The organism is Mycobacterium colombiense (assembly GCF_001953985.1).
Taxonomy (GTDB): Bacteria; Actinomycetota; Actinomycetes; order Mycobacteriales; family Mycobacteriaceae; genus Mycobacterium; species Mycobacterium colombiense_B.
Map to the genome: position 1 here is coordinate 108,462 of NZ_MBEI01000079.1, position 16,229 is coordinate 124,690.

Here is a 16,229-nt window from a genome sequence, read left to right on the forward strand (position 1 = left end):
AACAGTGGTTGCGGGCCGCCGGGCGTGACGCGCGGGCTTAACCGCGGGCGGAGACCGGCGTCACGATCGGAACGACGAACTCCTCGAGCATCGCCCGCTCCTCGTCCTCGTCGCGCCCCGGGTGCGTCAGCAGCGAGACGATCACCCGCACCGTCCAGCGGCCGCGGCGCTCGATGACCGCGGGATCGTCGGGCCCCAGCGACTGCAGGAACGCCACCGCCAGGGCTGCGATCACGTCGGATTGGCCGGCCAATTCGCCACCCACCGGCGGGCGGGTGGTGGCGAACCAGGACGCCAGCGCCGGGCTCTCGCGCACCATCCTCAGCGTGACGAGGATGCTCGCGACCAGCCGTTCGCGCGGGTCCTCGATGTCGCCGGTGCGCGCGATGATCTCGCGGCCCAGCCGGTGGGTTTCGCGGTGGATGTAGGCGGTTCGCAGCGCCTCGCGGTTCTCGAAATACCGGTACAGAGTCGCGCGGGAACAGCCTGCCGCCCGGGCGATTTCGTTCATGCCGATCGAGTCCGAGTCGCGCTCGGTGTACAGCCGCTCGGCGGCGTCGAGGATGCGGTCGGCGGCCGCCTCGGTCCGGTGCGTGCCCAGCCAGTCGTTGCCGGGCATCAGGATTTCACCCGGATGGGCACCGACAGGGGACGCCGGACATAACTGCCACCGGCCCAGACGATTCCGGAGTCGTCAACCTCGAAGTCTGGGCAGCGCGCCAGCAGTTCGGTCAGCGCAACCCGGGACTGCATCCGGGCCGCGGCCGCGCCCAGGCAGTGATGCGCGCCGTGGCTGAACGTCAGGATATTGCGTGGGCAGCGGGTCACGTCGAGTTCGCCTGCGTCCGAGCCGTATTGGCGTTCATCGCGGTTGGCCGAGCCGTAGAGCAGCAGCACCCTGCGCCCGGCCGGGATGGTGGTCTCGCCGACGGTGACGTCACGGGTCACGGTGCGGGCCAATCCCTGCACCGGCGAGGTCAGCCGCAGCAGCTCCTCGACCGCGTCGGGAATGCGAGCCGGTTCGTCCACCAACAGCTGACGTTGGTCGGGGCGCTGGTGCAGCAAAGGCATCGAGCCGCCGAGCATGCCGGTGACGGTGTCGTTGCCGCCGGTGACCATGGTGAACGTGAACGCCAGGATGGACAGCGTGCCGGCGATGTCGCCGTCGGCCCCGACTCCGGCGGCCACCAGGTGCGAGATGGTGTCGTCCTCGGGTTCGGTCCGGCGCCGTTCGATCAGCCCGGTGAAGTAGGCCATCATCGACCCGACCGCATCGCCGACGGTTTCCAGCGCGCCACCGACCCCGCCCTCGGCGGTGTTGGCCGCGACGATCGCCTGGGTCCAGCCGTCGAATTGGACCCAGTCCTCCTCCGGCACACCGAGATAATGCGCGACCACCATCGACGGCAGCGGTTTGAACAGCTCCGCGACGATGTCGCCGCCGCCGGCCGAGCGCAACCCCTCGATGCGCTCAACGACGAACTCCCGGACCTTGGGTTCCACCGCCTCGACCTGCCGCGGCGTGAAGCCGCGCGACACCAATTTGCGGAATTCCGTGTGTACCGGTGGATCCTGCATGACAAACGGCGGATTATCCTGCAGCCCAATCAATTCCAGGTCGTCATAGTTGACTGTCAGTCCCTGCGCGGAGGAGAAGGTCTCGTGATCGCGCGCCGCGGCCCACACGTCGGCGTGCCGGGAGAGCACGTAGTAGTCATCTTCGGGGTGCTTCGCAGGAACGACGTGGTGCACCGGGTCGTGGTCGCGCAAGGCGCGGTACATCGGCCACGGGTTCGGCCACGTGTCGGCGGTGGCCAGCTGAAACTTGACCGGTGCGTCGTGAGACATAACGGCAGCCATGTCTCATTCGTACGACACCAAGACCAGGATGTCAACCGCGCACGATACCGAGCGCCCCGCCAGCCGGGCACTTACTCAAAGCAAGACCTAAATACCCGACCCCGGGTTCAAAATGCCCTGCGGATCCAGGGCCTGCTTGATGCGCCGGTTGAGATCCATCACGTCGGGTCCCAGATAGCCGGCCAGCCAGGGCCGCTTCAGCCGGCCGACGCCGTGCTCGCCGGTGATGGTGCCGCCCAGCCCGACCGCCAGGTCCATGATCTCGCCGAACGCCAGGTGGGCGCGTTCGGTCATGTCGGCATCGGCGGGGTCGTAGACGATCAGCGGGTGGGTGTTGCCGTCGCCGGCGTGCGCGATCACCGAGATCATCAGGTCGCGTTCGGCGGCGATGCGCGCGATCCCGGTGACCAGCTCGCCCAGCGCCGGAAGCGGCACCCCGACGTCCTCGAGCAGAAGCGAGCCCTTGGCCTCGACGGCCGGGATGCAGAACCGCCGGGCGACGACGAATGCCTCGCCCTCGTCGGGGTCGTCGGTCGAAAACACTTCGGTCGCAGCGTGTTCCGCGAACACCTCGGCCATGATTTCGGCGTCCTCGCTGCCGGCGCGGCCGCGCTCGTCGGACCCGGCCACCAGCATGGCGGCCGCCCCGCGGTCGAGATCCATGCGCAGGGTGTCCTCGACGGCGTTGATCGCCACCGAATCCATGAACTCCAGCATCGAGGGGCGAAGCTTCCCGGTGACCCCGAGCACCGCCTCGACCGCGTGCTCGACGGTCGCGAAGCTGGCCACCACGATGCTGGACGCGTTCTGCTTGGGCACCAGCCGCAGCGTCACCTCGGTGACGACGCCCAGCGTGCCCTCGCTGCCGACGAAGAGCTTGGTCAGGCTGAGCCCCGCGACGTCTTTGAGGCGCGGGCCGCCCAGCCGGACCGCGGTGCCGTCGGCCAGCACCACCTGCATGCCCAGCACGTAATCGGTGGTGACGCCGTATTTCACGCAGCACAGCCCGCCGGCGTTGGTGGCGATGTTGCCGCCGATGCTGCAGATTTCGAACGACGACGGGTCCGGCGGATACCACAGGCCGTGCTCGGCGGCCGCCTTCTTCACCTCGGCGTTGAACAGCCCGGGCTGGCACACCGCGGTGCGGGTCACCGGGTCGATAGTGATGTCGCGCATCTTCTCGGTGGACAGCACGATGCCGTTGTCCAGTGCCGTCGCCCCGCCGGACAGGCCGCTGCCGGCGCCGCGGGTCACGACCGGGACCCGGTGCGCGGCGGCCCAGCGCAGCACGGTCTGCACCTCTTCGGTGTGCCGCGGCCGGACCACGGCCAGCGGCTTGCCGGCCGACGGGTCGAACGCGCGGTCCTGGCGATAGCCCTCGGTCACGGTCGGGTCGGTGACGACCATCCCGTCGGGCAGGTCGGCGATCAGGCTGGCCAGGGCGTCAGAGCTCACGGCCCGATACTAGGCCCGCCTCACGGGCCCGGGCCTTGCGCGAACTCCGGCGCGCGGTCCAGTTCGTGCAGCGACGGCAGCCGGCAGGCGACCAGGCCGATCAGCAGGATCGGTACCGCCAGCGCCAGGAACGTGACCTTCAGCCCGGCCGCGTCGGTCAGCGGACCGGCCACCAGCAGGCCCAGCGGGCCCGCCGCGTAGGTCAACCCGGTCATCACCCCGACCACTCGGCCGCGCAGCCGGTGCGGGGCCCGGGTCTGCATCATGTAGTTGTAAATCGGCTGGATCGGTCCGTAGACCACGCCGGTGACCGCGCACAGCACCAGGATCACCGGCAACGGCGGCAGGAACGCGACCCCGACGGTCGCCGCCCCGAAGGTGAGGGTCGCCGTGAGCACGGCCGTGCGCCGTCGCAGATGGTTCGACAGCGCGGCATAGCCGAGCGCTCCCGCTACGCCGCCGAACCCGATCGCCATCAGCGCCCATCCCAGTTGCGCGGGTTGGCGTTGGTCGGAGAAGTACTTCGGAAACAGGACGCTTTCCATCGGCAGGTAGAGCGCGGTGACGGCCAGGTCGATCAAGCCCAGCGTCCGAAGCACCCTCATGTTCCAGACGAAGCGCAACCCTTCGGCGATGCCGGACACCCATCCGCCGGGCCGGGTCTCGCGCGCAGGCTTTCCGCTGCCCTCGAGCCGCAGCGACCCGATCGTCAGGATGGACAGCCCGAACAGCCCGGCCGTGATCCACATAGTGTTGATGCCGCCGACGGTGGCGATCATCAGGCCCCCGATGCCCGGCCCCACGATGTACCCCAGGTTGAGAATCGCTTCGTAGATGCTGTTGGTGCGTGCCAGCGACCAGCCCGCGCGGCCGGCGGGGCCGGGCAGCATCGACTCGCGCGCCGTGGTCCCGGCCGGGTCGAAGCCGGCCGCGAAGAAGGCGAGGACGGCCAGCAGCGCCAGGTTGAGGGCGTCCGCGCCGAGACCCCACGCGATCAGCGGCACCAGGGTCACCGCCGCCCCGGAGAGCGAATCGGAGACCAGCGATATTCGGCGGCGTCCGAAGAAGTCGACCGCGGTGCCCGCGACGAGCGTGGACAGCACCAACGGCAGCGTCATCGCCAAGGCCACGGCCGAGGCGTCGCGCGCGCTGTTGTGGTGCTGCAACGCCAACCAGGGGAACGCCACTATCGAGATGCCGCTACCCGCCGTCGCCATCAACGTGGCGAACAGGATCAGGAATGCTGGGCCGCCGCTTTTCATTGGAATATCGCCGCTGAATTTATGCCAATGCGGTATTTGCGGCGACCGAATTTTTCGACTCATGCAGGATGTTCATGTGCTCGCCCACCCACGCACCGGCCAGATGTTCGGCTCTCCGGTCGGGGCGGGCGCCGGATGGCCGGGCGATCCGGCCACGCCGCTGACACCGGTGGCAACCGATGCCGCCGCCGTCGTCGAGCTCGCCGAACACGCCGGTTCGATTCCCGAAATCGACGCGCTGGTCAGCGTCTGCCGGGCCTGCCCGCGATTGGTCAGCTGGCGCGAGGACGTCGCGGTCGTCAAGCGCCGAGCCTTTGCCGACCAACCGTATTGGGGGCGACCCGTGCCCAGTTGGGGGTCGGCGCGGCCCCGGCTGTTGATCGTCGGTTTGGCGCCCGCCGCGCACGGGGCCAACCGGACCGGGCGGATGTTCACCGGCGACCGCTCGGGCGACCAGTTGTACGCGGCGCTGTACCGGGCCGGACTGGTGAACCAGCCGACCAGTGTCGACGCCGCGGATGGGTTGCGGACCAAGAAGGTTCGCATCGTCGCGCCGGTGCGCTGTGCGCCTCCGGCCAACGCCCCGACGACCGAGGAGCGCGACGCCTGCTGGCCCTGGCTGCAGGCCGAATGGCGGTTGGTGTCCGAGGATGTCCGCGTGGTGGTGGCCCTGGGTGGGTTCGGTTGGCAGATCGCGCTGCGGCTGCCGGGCACCTTCGCGGGGCGAAAGCCGCGGTTCGGCCACGGCGTCGTTGCCGATTTGGCGCCCGGCGTGCGATTGCTCGGCTGCTACCACCCCAGCCAGCAAAACATGTTCACCGGTAGGTTGACACCAGCAATGCTCGACGACGTCTTTCGCGACGCAAAAGAACTGGCAGGGATCAAGTGACCGAGGTTCTGGTATCGGGCGCCAGCGTGGCGGGCGCGGCGACCGCGTTTTGGCTTGGGCGGCATGGCTTTTCGGTGACCGTAGTGGAGCGCCACCGAGGGCCGAGGCCGGGCGGACAGGCGATCGACGTGCGCGGACCGGCGTTGACGGTGCTCGAGCGGATGGGCCTGCTGGGCGCCGCCCAGAAGCGCAAGACGCAAATTCAGGGGTCCTCGGTCGTCGATCGTGACGGCAACGAATTGTCCCGGGACACCGAGTCGACACCCACCGGTGGGCCCATCGACAGTCCCAACATCGAGCTGTTGCGCGACGACTTGGTCGAATTGCTTTATGGCGCAAGCCAATGGACGGCCGAGTATCTCTTCGATGACACCATCGTCGCCGTGCAGGACGATGGCGCGGCGGTCCACGTCACCTTCGAGCGCGCCGCGCCGCGCAGTTTCGATCTCGTGATCGGTGCCGACGGATTGCACTCCAATGTGCGGCGATTGGTCTTCGGGCCGGAAGAGGATTTCATCGAGAGGCTGGGCACCCACGCGGCGATCTTCACGGTGCCCAATTTCTTGGACCTGGACTACTGGCAGACGTGGCACTACGGGGACGCCACCATGGCGGGGGTCTACAGCGCGCGCAACAACACCGAGGCCCGGGCCATGGTCGGCTTCATGGATACCGAGCTGCGGATCGACTACCGCGACACCGAGGTCCAATTGGCCGAGCTGGAGCGGCGGATGGCCGGCGACGGCTGGGTTCGCCCGCAACTGCTGGAGTACATGCGGACCGCACCGGACTTCTACTTCGACGAGATGTCGCAGATCAAGATGGATCGCTGGTCGCGGGGGAGGGTGGCGCTGGTCGGTGACGCCGGATACTGCTGTTCGCCCCTGTCGGGTCAGGGGACCAGTGTCGCGCTGCTGGGCGCCTACATCCTGGCCGGTGAGCTCAAGGCGGCCGCCCGGGACGAGACAATCGACTACGAAGCCGGCTTCGCCAACTATCACCGCGAGTTCAGCGACTACGTCAAGCGCAACCAGTGGCTGGTCGTGGACAACATTCCGGGCGGTGCGCCGATACCGCAAGAGGTATTCGACCGCATCGTCGTCTCCATCACGCTCAAGGACTACTGAGCCCGCGCGGCGGGAACGTTTGCGGGGCCGCGCGCGTTGACGCGATCGTGCGTCTTTCCGTCCTTGACCTCATCCCGGTGCGCACCGACCAGACGACTGGTGGGGCCCTGGCGGCCACCGTGCAGCTCGCGCAGGCCGCCGACCGGCTGGGTTTCACCCGCTACTGGGTCGCCGAGCACCACAACATGCCGTCGGTGGGTGCCACCAGCCCACCGGTGGTGCTCGCTTACCTGGCCGCGCAGACCTCGCAGCTGCGGCTCGGGTCGGGCGGCGTGATGCTGCCCAATCACGCCCCGCTGGCGGTGGCCGAGCAGTTCGCGCTGCTGGAAGCCGCCGCCCCGGGCCGGATCGACCTCGGCATCGGCCGGGCGCCCGGATCGGATCCGGTGACGTCGTATGCCCTGCGCGGCGGTCGGGACGATCGTGACATCGAGAACTTCCCCGAATACCTCGACGACGTGGCGGCGCTGATGAGCGCTCGCGGCGTGCGGGTTCCGCTGCGCTCGGGTGATTACACCCTCAGGGCCACCCCGGCCGCGGCGGGTGAACCGCGTCTGTGGCTGCTGGGCTCGTCGATGTACTCGGCGCATCTGGCCGCCGCCAAGGGGCTGCCGTATGTGTTCGCACATCACTTCTCCGGCAACGGAACCGAAGAGGCGCTCGAGGTGTACCGCTCGCGATTCAAGCCTAGTGAGTTGACGGCCGAGCCGCTGACGTTTCTGACGGTGAACGCGGCGGTGGCCGAAACGCGGGAAGAGGCAACGGCTTTGATGTTGCCCAACCTGCAGATGATGGCCCGGCTCCGGACCGGCCAGCCGCTGGGGCCCGTGCCGCTGGTCGAGGAGGCCGCGGTCGCCGAATTGACCGGACAGCAACAGCGGATCGTCGAGAGTGGCCTGCAACGCGCCGTTTTGGGGGCACCGGCTGAAGCCGCCGACCAGATCCGGGCGCTGGCCGACCGGTTCGGCGTCGACGAGGTCATGGTGAACCCGGTGGCCTCGGCGCGCCGCGGCACCGATCCTGACACCGCACCGGCGCGCGTCGCGACGCTGGAGCTACTGGCCAAGGAGCTGTTCTAGCCCTCGTTCGAACGCGCCCGCTCGTTGGACCGGCTGGGCTGAGGATTCGGCGCGTGGCTGGCGATCCAGTCCCGCAGGTCATCCGGCGGCAGCGGCGGGCTGTGCACGAAGCCCTGGGTGATGTTGCAGCCATACCGCCGCAGGGCGTGCAGGGTGGCCTCGTTTTCGACTCCCTCGGCGACCAGATCGGCACCCAGGTTGGACGCCAGCGCCACCGTCGACCGCACGATGGCGACCGAGCGCGCGTCGTGGGCCAGCCGCGACACGAAGATTCGGTCGAGTTTCAGCTCGTCGACCGAAACCTCTTGCAGGCGAGCCAATGACGACCAACCGGTGCCGTAATCGTCGAGCGAGATGCGGATTCCCAGGCCCTGCAGCGCGGCGACGGTGTTGCGGGATCGCACGGAATCCACCAGCGCGCTCTCGGTGATCTCGAGGATGAGCGCCTCGGCGGGCAGATCGTAATTGGCGAGTAGTCGCTCGACGGTGCCGACGAGTTCGATGTCCAGCAGGTTGGTCGTCGACAGGTTCACCGCGACTGTCAGCGGCATGCCTTCTTCGCGCCACGAGCGGACCTGCGCCAGAGCCATGGACAGTGTGCGGTTGGAGATTTTGCGCATCAGCCCGGCGCGTTCGGCGACGGACAGAAACTCCTCCGGCAACAGTGTTCCGCGGGTGGGGTGCTGCCAGCGCAGCACCGCCTCGACACTGTGGACGCTGTTGTCGCGGCCGTCGATCTTGGGCTGGTAGTGCAGCTTCAGCTCCTCGGTATCGAACAATGCCGTGCGCAATTCCTCAATCAAGCTCGGGTCGTTGTCGCGATGGACCTCGAACGAGGAGTCGTAGACCGCGATCTTGCTGCGGGCGGATTTGGCGTGCGCCATGGTGGTTTCGGCGCGACTCAACAAGTCTTGCGGGGAGTCGCAGTGATCTGGGCAGAGCGCGATGGCGATGCGGGCGTCCACCTGCACGGTGATCGGATCCAAGGCGATTGGCTCACTTAAGGCTTCGAGCAGCCGGCCCGCCGAGGCGCTGGCCGCGGTGAGGTTGGCCCCATCCGACAGCAGCACGGCGAATTGTTCTTCGCCCACCCGTGCGAGCAGATCATCACGACGGACGCAGCCGGCCAGTCGATTTGCGATATGGCATAGCAGCTCATCACCGAACTGCCTGCCGATCGAGTCGGTGATCTCGTGAAAATCGCTCAGGCTCAACAACAACAGCGCGCGGCGCGCGTGTGCTCTGGTCGGAATCGACCGCGTTCCCGATGGCGGCGAAACGGGCAACCCGGTCAGGGCCGTCGCCAGTGAGCGCCGGTTCGGCAGTGCCGTCAACTCGTCGATCATCCCGAGTCTGTCGTTCGTCTCCAGCAGGCTCGCGTTGCGGAAGGTCAGCGCGAACCGACCGGTCGCCACGACAAGGCTCAACGCCGCCAGCGTCGCGGCGAGTCCCGAATGATGTGCCAGGACGATCACGCCCAGCGCCACGATGGCGGACACCACCGGAGTGATGTAGGGCCCGTATCGGCCTCGGGGTGGTTGCGTGAACGACGGCGATCTGGCCCAGCTCGCCATCGCGATGAGCAACGACGACGCGGCCCAGCACGCATCCAGCAGCGAGCCGGCCCGGTACAAGCCGGCGGACGTCTGGAAGAGATAGGCGGCATCCGCGACCGCGAACAGGACCAATCCGGCCACCAGCAGCGCCCAGCGAATTTCGTTGCGCCAGCCGAGGATTGGCAACATGCCGGCGGCCAGGGCCAGGAGCACCAGATCGCTCCACGGATAGGCCAGCCCAACCCATACGGTCGCCGCGCTGTGTACCGCGGCGGCCCGGATCGGGCCGGCCGTCAACGCCGCGGCCACCGCCGCCAACGTCAAAGCGCAGATGAACGAGTCGAGCTGAATCGGGACCGGGAGCCGCTTGAGCCGTGCCCGCATGAGCAGCAACAGCCCGGCGTAGACGAAGGGGTAGTACGCCAGGTATTCGGGGTCGGCCACCGACGGGGATCGGCCGCTCGGCACCCACAGGGCATAGACGATGTCACCCACCGCCGAGGACGCCATGCCCGCGGCGATCAGCGCCCAGCCGATCCGGTCGGCCGGGACACGGTAGGCGCGAAGGGCGATCAGTGCCGCCGCGACCACGGTCAACGCCGTATACAGCGCGGCGGCCGAGACGATGCCGTGCCCGGCATTCGGACGCACGGCGCTGGACACGGTGAAGGCGACCAATCCGACTGCCAGCAGCGCGATTGCGGCCCGAACGTCCCGCGGCGGCCAGCGGACGGCGTCGGGAGCGTCCTCGGGCGGGCTCGGTGCCGCGGTCGCGACCTCGGCGGCCGGGCGGGAATCGCGCGGCGTATCGCCGTTGCCATCACTGATAACACGGGAGGCCACGGGCGATCTGTGCGAATCCGGCGCCGCCGGAAACGCATATGGCAGCGGCAAGTCGGGCATGAAGCTGCGGATGCATTGTCCGCCTTCGCGTTTGGCGGCGTACATAGCCAAGTCGGCGTGTCTCAGCAGCTGATCGACGGTGCAGTTCGCCGAGCCGGTGGCCACTGTGAATCCGATGCTCGGCCGCACCGTGATCGGAATGCCGTCGATCAAAATGGCTCCGGTGAATGCGTCGAGGATGCGGTGCGCGGCCGCCTGCGATTCTTCGACGGAGGTTTCGATGACCGCCGCGAATTCGTCGCCGCCCAGCCGGGCGATGGTGCCCGCGTCACCCAGGGCGGCGGTGAGCCGGCCGGCCACCCGGACCAGGAGTTCGTCACCGGCCGGATGGCCCAGGGCGTCGTTGACCGCTTTGAAGTTGTCGAGGTCCAGGCACAGCACCGCGATGGGTGTGCCGTCGGGGTGCCGGCGCGCGACGGCCAGCTCCAACCGGTGCAGGAAGAGCGCCCGGTTGGCCAGACCGGTCAGGTGGTCGCGGAAGGCCTCCTGCGCGACTTCGGACAGCAGATTCTGGTTCTCCACCAGGGCCACGAATTGTCGGGCCAGTACGGCGGCCACGAGTATTCCCAGCGCGCCCAGCAAGGGTTTGTGCAGCGTGTTTCCGGCCGCATGCGCCCAGCCCACCGCGGCCGCCATGATCAGCGGCAGGTACGGCAGCCACAGGCGGGTGCGCAGCTCCATCTCGTCCGGCGATGCTTGCGAGGCCGGCGCGGGATGCTCGTGCCAGCTGGCCGCCGCAGCCAGCGCCACCATCGCCAGCCCGGCGACCCGGGCCAGGTCGCCCACGTAGCCGGTGTGATAGCTGCCGATGCCGGTGTCGAAAACCAGCACCAGGTCGGCAAGGTTGATCGTCCCGATCCCGCCGGCCAGCAGAGCCCGGCTCGGCTGGTCGCCCGGACGCGCCCGCGACAGCATCAGGATCGCCGTCGTCAGCAGGACGATGTCGCTGAAGACCTCCGCGAGCGTCGCCAGCCGGGTGCCGGTGTGCTCCCGCAGCTGAGTTTCGACCACGAACACCCAGGAGATGACGAACAGCGAAGTCGCCACGATGAGGCCGTCGAGCAGCAGACGCCGGAAGTTGTCGAGGCGAGAGAGCCGAGACAGCAATACCAACGAGGTCATGGCGCCGAGCGGATACAACAGCAGCACGATCTCGGTCGCGGCCGGGTTGGCGGCGTGGTCGAATTCGGGGCGCACGTCGTAGACCGCCCAGATGATCTCGCCGGCCGCCCAGCCGACCAGGCCCGTGACCAGCGCCAGCCAGCCGTATCGCTGTCGTCCGGCCTTGGGGCGGGCCGCGAAGCCGGCGCACACTGCCGTGATGGCGAGGCACACCGCGATGACGACCTCGTTGATCGGCCGCGTGCCGTAGGGGCCACGTGATCCCCAGAACTTCGACAACACGATCAACAACTCGGCGACGCCGTACGCGCCGGCGAGCAGCCAGCCCATGCGCGCGGGCACCCCAAACCGCCGCCACGGATTCACCGCCCAGCGTTTCATCGCCGCACCAGCCGCTCCCCTGCTGTGTGGTGAAGGAATGAACAACCTCACCACGAGTTACAGGGCATTAAACCGCCGCTGACGCTCGCGACGTGGGGCTTTTGCCAGGTTGGTGCGGGCGTGGGCCGTGATCGGTCGCCCGGCTCAATCCGGCTGACTTGCATCGATGCGGGCCAGCGCGGTGCGCAGAATCTGGCCGGTGGCGTCCCGGTCGGGGTCGCGGCGCAGCAACAGCCCCTTGGCCACCGACAGCTTGTCGCCGTTGCGGCGGGGCAAAACGTGCAGGTGGATATGTGAGACGGTCTGGAAAGCGGCGCGGCCGTCGTTGACCGCGATGTTCGTCGCGTCGGCCAATTCGGTGCTGCGCGCGGCCCGGGCGATGCGTTGCCCCAGGGTGACCATTCCGGCCAGCGTCTCCGGCGGAGTGTCGGTGAGATCGACGCTGTGCCGCTTGGGCAGCACCAACGTGTGGCCGCGGGTGAACGGGCGGATGTCGAGGATGGCCAGGTAGTCGTCGTCTTCGTAGATCCGGATGGCCGGAGCCTCGCCGGCGACGATCGCACAGAACACACAGGACATGTCGCCCACGGTACTGGCTGCCGCGTCGCGGCAATGCCGAGACCATTCGGGGCCTGCCACGATTATCGAGATACGCTGCCGCGGTGAACGATCTCGCCTTCGCCGGCGCGGCGGCACACGCGCGCATGCTGGCCAACGGTGAATTGACCGCGCCGGAGCTGCTCGAGCTCTACCTGGAGCGGATCGCGCGGCTGGACAGCCAGCTGCGTTGCTACCGCGTGGTGCTCGCCGACCAAGCCCGTTACGAGGCCGCCGTGGCGCAGGAGCGCCTGGACGCGGGCGAACGGCTACCGCTGCTCGGCGTGCCGATCGCGATCAAGGACGATGTCGACGTCGCGGGGGAGGTGACGACTTTCGGCAGCGGCGGACACCGGCCCGCCGTCACCTCCGACGCGGAGGTGGTGCGCCGGTTGCGGGCCGCGGGCGCCGTGATCATCGGCAAAACCAATGTGCCCGAGCTGATGATGCTGCCCTACACCGAGTCGATGACCTTCGGGGCAACCCGTAACCCGTGGAATCCCAACCGCACCCCGGGCGGCAGCAGCGGGGGGAGTGCCGCCGCGGTCGCCGCCGGGCTGGCTTCGCTGGCACTGGGATCCGACGGGGGCGGCTCGATCCGCATCCCGGCGACGTGGTGTGGCCTGTTCGGGCTGAAGCCACAACGCGACCGCGTGTCGCTCGAACCGCACGACGACGCCTGGTACGGGCTGAGTGTCAACGGCCCGATCACGCGGACGGTGATGGACGCCGCGGTGTTCCTGGATGCGACGTCGACGGTGCCCGGCCCCGAAGGGGAGTTCGCGATCGCGGCGCGGCGAAGTCCCGGCCGGTTGCGAATCGCGTTGAGCACCAAAGTCCCAACGCCACTCCCGGTCAGGGTCGGCAGGGCGGAGTTGACCGCGGTCGACCAGGCGGGCGCGTTGCTTCGCGACCTCGGCCACGACGTCATCATGGCCGACCCGGAATATCCGGCCTCGGCGATGTTCGCCAATTACCTGCCCCGCTATTTGCGCGGGATCTGCGACGACGCGGACGCCCTGGCCCATCCGGAACGCCTGGAAAAGCGCACCCGCAACATCGCCCGTTTGGGGTCTTTCTTCTCGGACCGGCGGATGGAGGCTATCCGAGCCAACGAGGGCGCGGTGATCTCGCGGATCCAGGCGGTCTTCGACAACGTCGACGTCGTCGTCACCCCCGGCACCGCGACGGGCCCGTCGCGCATCGGCGCGTATCAACGCCGCGGCGCCGTGTCCACGCTGCTGAGGGTCGGTCAATACGTTCCCTACCAACAGATCTGGAACCTGACCGGACAGCCCGCGGCGGTGGTTCCGTGGGACTTCGACGGGGATCGCTTGCCGATGTCGGTCCAACTCGTCGCCAGGCCCTACGACGAAGCGACCCTGCTGTCGCTCTCGGCGCAGATCGAAGCCGCCCGGCCGTGGGCGCTGCGGCGACCGCCGGTCTCCTAAGCGGGGCTCAGCAGCACAGTCCACGCCGCGAGCTTGGCGCCCGGCCGCACCGCGTGGGCCGGACTGGTCGACGGCAACCGCTGATACCGGATCCGCTCGGGCGCCGTCGCCAGCCGCCGGAACAGGTCGGCGGCCTTGGCGCCGTTGAAGTACACCGCCGTGATGGTGGGGTAGTGCTCGAATAACTGGCCGAAATCGTTGACCGACAAGCTCTTTGGCTCAATGGCCGAGTCGGAGCTGCCGACCCGGCGGCACGCGTGCACCACGTCCCAGAGCGCGACGCCATGGGACCGCAGTGCCGCGAGCCTTGCGTCGTAGGGCGCAGCCGCGTCGAAGCCGAACAGCTCACCGGTGATCGACCAGAACGCATTGCGTGGATTGGCGTAGTACTGGCCCGCCGCCAGCGACTGTGCACTGGGAAACGAGCCGAGGATCAGCGTCCTGGCGCGCTCATCGACGACGGGCGGGAATCCCCGTAGCAGCGGTGTGCTCATCACCTCACATCATGGCTCGCGCGCGTTGTACGTTGGCGACGTGCAGGACGGGGCCGACCGCGACATCGACGATCTGCTCGAGGGGCTCGAGGGCAGCGCGCGCACGGAGCGCGCCGAGCTGGTGAAGTGGCTGTTCGAGCAGGGCGTCACCGCCGAGGAGATCCGCACCACCAATCCACCCTTGCTGCTGGCCACCCGCCACCTCCTCGGCGACGACGGCAGCTACGTGTCCACCCGCGAGATCAGCGAGGCCCATGGCATCGACCTGGGGCTGCTGCAGCAAGTGCAGCGCGCGATCGGCCTGGTCCGCGTGGACGACCCCGACGCGGCCGTGCACATGCGCGCCGACGGTGAGGCCGCCGCCTTCACGCAACGATTCGTGGAGCTGGGACTGGATCCCGAACAGCTGGTCCTGGTGGTGCGGGTGCTCGCCGAGGGGCTGTCGCGGGCCGCCGAAGTCATGCGGTACACGGCCCTTTCGGCGATCATGCGCCCCGGCGCCACCGAACTCGAAATCGCCCAGGCCTCAAAGGCTTTGGTGACCGAGATCGCGCCGATGCTCGGCCCGATGATCGAGCACATGTTGTTCATGCAGCTGCGTCACATGATGGAGACCGAGGCGATCAATGCCGCGGAGCGGGCCGCCGGCAAGCCACTGCCGGGCGCGCGCCAGATCACCGTTGCCTTCGCGGACCTGGTCGGCTTCACGAAGATCGGCGAGGCGGTATCGCCCGAGGAGCTCGGGCACCTGGCCAACCGGCTGGCCATTCTCGCCCGGGACATGACGGTGCCCCCGGTGCGATTCATCAAGACCATCGGTGACGCGGTGATGTTCGTCTGCCCTGATCCGCTGCCGTTGCTCGACGTCATCGTCAAGCTCGTCGAAGCCGTCGACACCGACAACGACTTTCCGCGGTTGCGAGCGGGGTTGGCGTCCGGCATGGCGGTGAGCCGAGCCGGTGATTGGTTCGGCAGCCCGGTCAACGTCGCAAGCCGCGTCACCAACGTGGCGCGCCCGGGCACGGTCCTGGTCGCGGATTCGGTCTGGGACGTCATCGGCGACCGCGGTGGGTTCTCCGGATCGTTCGCAGGCGCACGTCGCCTCAAGGGCATCAAAAGCGAGGTGAAGCTCTTTCGCGTCCGGCGCGGCGACGGCGACTGACCCGCACAAGGGCAGGCCCGGCGCGACTCCAGGGGGCGTCTGACTCCGTCTTATGCGTGTCCTACGCGGCCGGATTCCTACCCCGTTTTCCGGCACTTCGAATTGGTCGCTTCCGGGCCTGCTTCGCTAACCAAAATACGCCGACGAACTGCCCGGATCAACGGGTTTTCCGGGTTGGCCGGAGTCCTCGATCGCCCGTGAGCCGGCGGCCTGGAAGTGGCTGGAGGTTGGCCCGCGTCGGTCCATCGTTTCGCTGCCGGTGAAAGGCCATTCCATAACACTTGCAACGGTGTAATCATGTAATCATGAAGGCTCATCACACACACGGGCGGCGTTACGGCCGCCCGGGGGGCTGGCAGCAGGCCCAGCAACCCGACGCCAGCGACGCCGCGGAATGGTTCGCGGGTCGTCTTCCGGAGGACTGGTTCGACGGCGACCCGACGGTGGTCGTCGACCGCGAAGAGATCACCGTCATCGGCAAGCTCCCGGACGCGGCGAGTCCGGAAGGCGAAGCCAGCGAGGCCCGCGCCGCCGGGCGAGCTTCGCGATTCCGCGAAGACACCCGGTCGGAGCGGATGCACATCGCCGACGAAGCGCAGGATCGCTACGGGCGCAAGGTGTCCTGGGGCGTCGAGGTCGGCTCCACGGCGGGCACCGAGCGAATTCTGTTCACCCACATCGCCGTACCGGTCATGACGCGGCTGAAGCAACCCGAACGTCAGGTGCTGGACACGTTGGTCGATGCCGGGGTCGCTCGATCCCGCGCCGACGCGCTGGCGTGGTCGGTGAAGCTGGTCGGCGAACACGCCGAGGAGTGGCTGGCCAAGTTGCGGGGCGCGATGTCGGCGGTCGACGACCTACGCGCGCAGGGACCCGATCTTCAGTCGTGAC

Annotated in this window: 13 protein-coding genes; 6 read left to right on the top strand and 7 right to left on the bottom strand. The window is 68.4% G+C overall.

The genetic code is table 11. The features are described from left to right. Positions 1-37: 37 nt before the first annotated feature. The 4 genes from A5732_RS24540 to A5732_RS24555 all read right to left on the bottom strand — a co-directional run bounded on the left by A5732_RS24540 (position 38) and on the right by A5732_RS24555 (position 4,577). Complete coding sequence (locus tag A5732_RS24540; RefSeq protein ID WP_064952136.1) at positions 38-619, bottom strand: TetR/AcrR family transcriptional regulator; 582 nt, start codon at positions 617-619, stop codon at positions 38-40. Next, positions 619-1,860 carry a cytochrome P450 gene (locus A5732_RS24545; protein WP_170879961.1) on the bottom strand — a complete coding sequence of 414 codons (1,242 nt, stop codon included), beginning with the start codon at positions 1,858-1,860 and terminating at the stop codon, positions 619-621. Before A5732_RS24545 ends, A5732_RS24540 begins: the two co-directional genes overlap by 1 nt. Positions 1,861-1,947: 87 nt before the next feature. Next, complete coding sequence (locus tag A5732_RS24550) at positions 1,948-3,315, bottom strand: FAD-binding oxidoreductase (protein ID WP_076103542.1); 1,368 nt, start codon at positions 3,313-3,315, stop codon at positions 1,948-1,950. A gap of 20 nt (positions 3,316-3,335) precedes the next feature. After that, positions 3,336-4,577 (bottom strand): MFS transporter, encoded by a 1,242-nt coding sequence (locus A5732_RS24555; RefSeq protein ID WP_076103543.1) that lies wholly within the window; start codon positions 4,575-4,577, stop codon positions 3,336-3,338. A 61-nt stretch (positions 4,578-4,638) separates the two neighbouring features. Between A5732_RS24555 and A5732_RS24560 the strand changes: the two genes are divergently transcribed. Genes A5732_RS24560 through A5732_RS24570 form a run of 3 tightly spaced genes read left to right on the top strand, consistent with a single transcriptional unit; the run spans position 4,639 to position 7,672 of the window. Next, complete coding sequence (locus tag A5732_RS24560; RefSeq protein ID WP_076103544.1) at positions 4,639-5,466, top strand: uracil-DNA glycosylase; 828 nt, start codon at positions 4,639-4,641, stop codon at positions 5,464-5,466. Next, entirely contained in the window at positions 5,463-6,593 is a 1,131-nt protein-coding gene (locus tag A5732_RS24565) for an FAD-binding protein (RefSeq protein WP_076103545.1), read from the top strand. Before A5732_RS24560 ends, A5732_RS24565 begins: the two co-directional genes overlap by 4 nt. 47 nt (positions 6,594-6,640) lie before the next feature. Beyond that, positions 6,641-7,672 carry an LLM class flavin-dependent oxidoreductase gene (locus tag A5732_RS24570; protein WP_076051534.1) on the top strand — a complete coding sequence of 344 codons (1,032 nt, stop codon included), beginning with the start codon at positions 6,641-6,643 and terminating at the stop codon, positions 7,670-7,672. Here A5732_RS24570 and A5732_RS24575 read toward each other — a convergent pair. Further along, entirely contained in the window at positions 7,669-11,583 is a 3,915-nt protein-coding gene (locus A5732_RS24575; protein ID WP_076103640.1) for a diguanylate cyclase domain-containing protein, read from the bottom strand. The two genes, A5732_RS24570 and A5732_RS24575, sit on opposite strands and share 4 nt — an antisense overlap. Positions 11,584-11,778: 195 nt before the next feature. Next, complete coding sequence (locus A5732_RS24580; protein WP_076051543.1) at positions 11,779-12,213, bottom strand: HIT family protein; 435 nt, start codon at positions 12,211-12,213, stop codon at positions 11,779-11,781. 83 nt (positions 12,214-12,296) lie between these two features. Here A5732_RS24580 and A5732_RS24585 point away from each other — a divergent pair, with 83 nt between their 5' ends. Beyond that, a complete protein-coding gene (locus tag A5732_RS24585) occupies positions 12,297-13,682 on the top strand; it encodes an amidase (RefSeq protein ID WP_076103546.1) in 1,386 nt (461 codons plus the stop codon). On the opposite strand, the gene A5732_RS24590 is transcribed toward A5732_RS24585, so the two are convergent. Further along, positions 13,679-14,176 carry a DNA-deoxyinosine glycosylase gene (locus A5732_RS24590; RefSeq protein WP_076103547.1) on the bottom strand — a complete coding sequence of 166 codons (498 nt, stop codon included), beginning with the start codon at positions 14,174-14,176 and terminating at the stop codon, positions 13,679-13,681. The genes A5732_RS24585 and A5732_RS24590 overlap by 4 nt on opposite strands. A gap of 40 nt (positions 14,177-14,216) precedes the next feature. On the opposite strand from A5732_RS24590, the gene A5732_RS24595 reads away from it, so the two are divergent. Both A5732_RS24595 and A5732_RS24600 read left to right on the top strand, forming a co-directional pair. After that, positions 14,217-15,338 carry an adenylate/guanylate cyclase domain-containing protein gene (locus A5732_RS24595; protein ID WP_436971840.1) on the top strand — a complete coding sequence of 374 codons (1,122 nt, stop codon included), beginning with the start codon at positions 14,217-14,219 and terminating at the stop codon, positions 15,336-15,338. 305 nt (positions 15,339-15,643) lie between these two features. Next, the gene (locus A5732_RS24600) at positions 15,644-16,228 is read left to right on the top strand and encodes a hypothetical protein (protein WP_076103548.1); all 585 of its coding nucleotides are present in this window, start codon (positions 15,644-15,646) and stop codon (positions 16,226-16,228) included. Position 16,229: the final 1 nt, after the last annotated feature.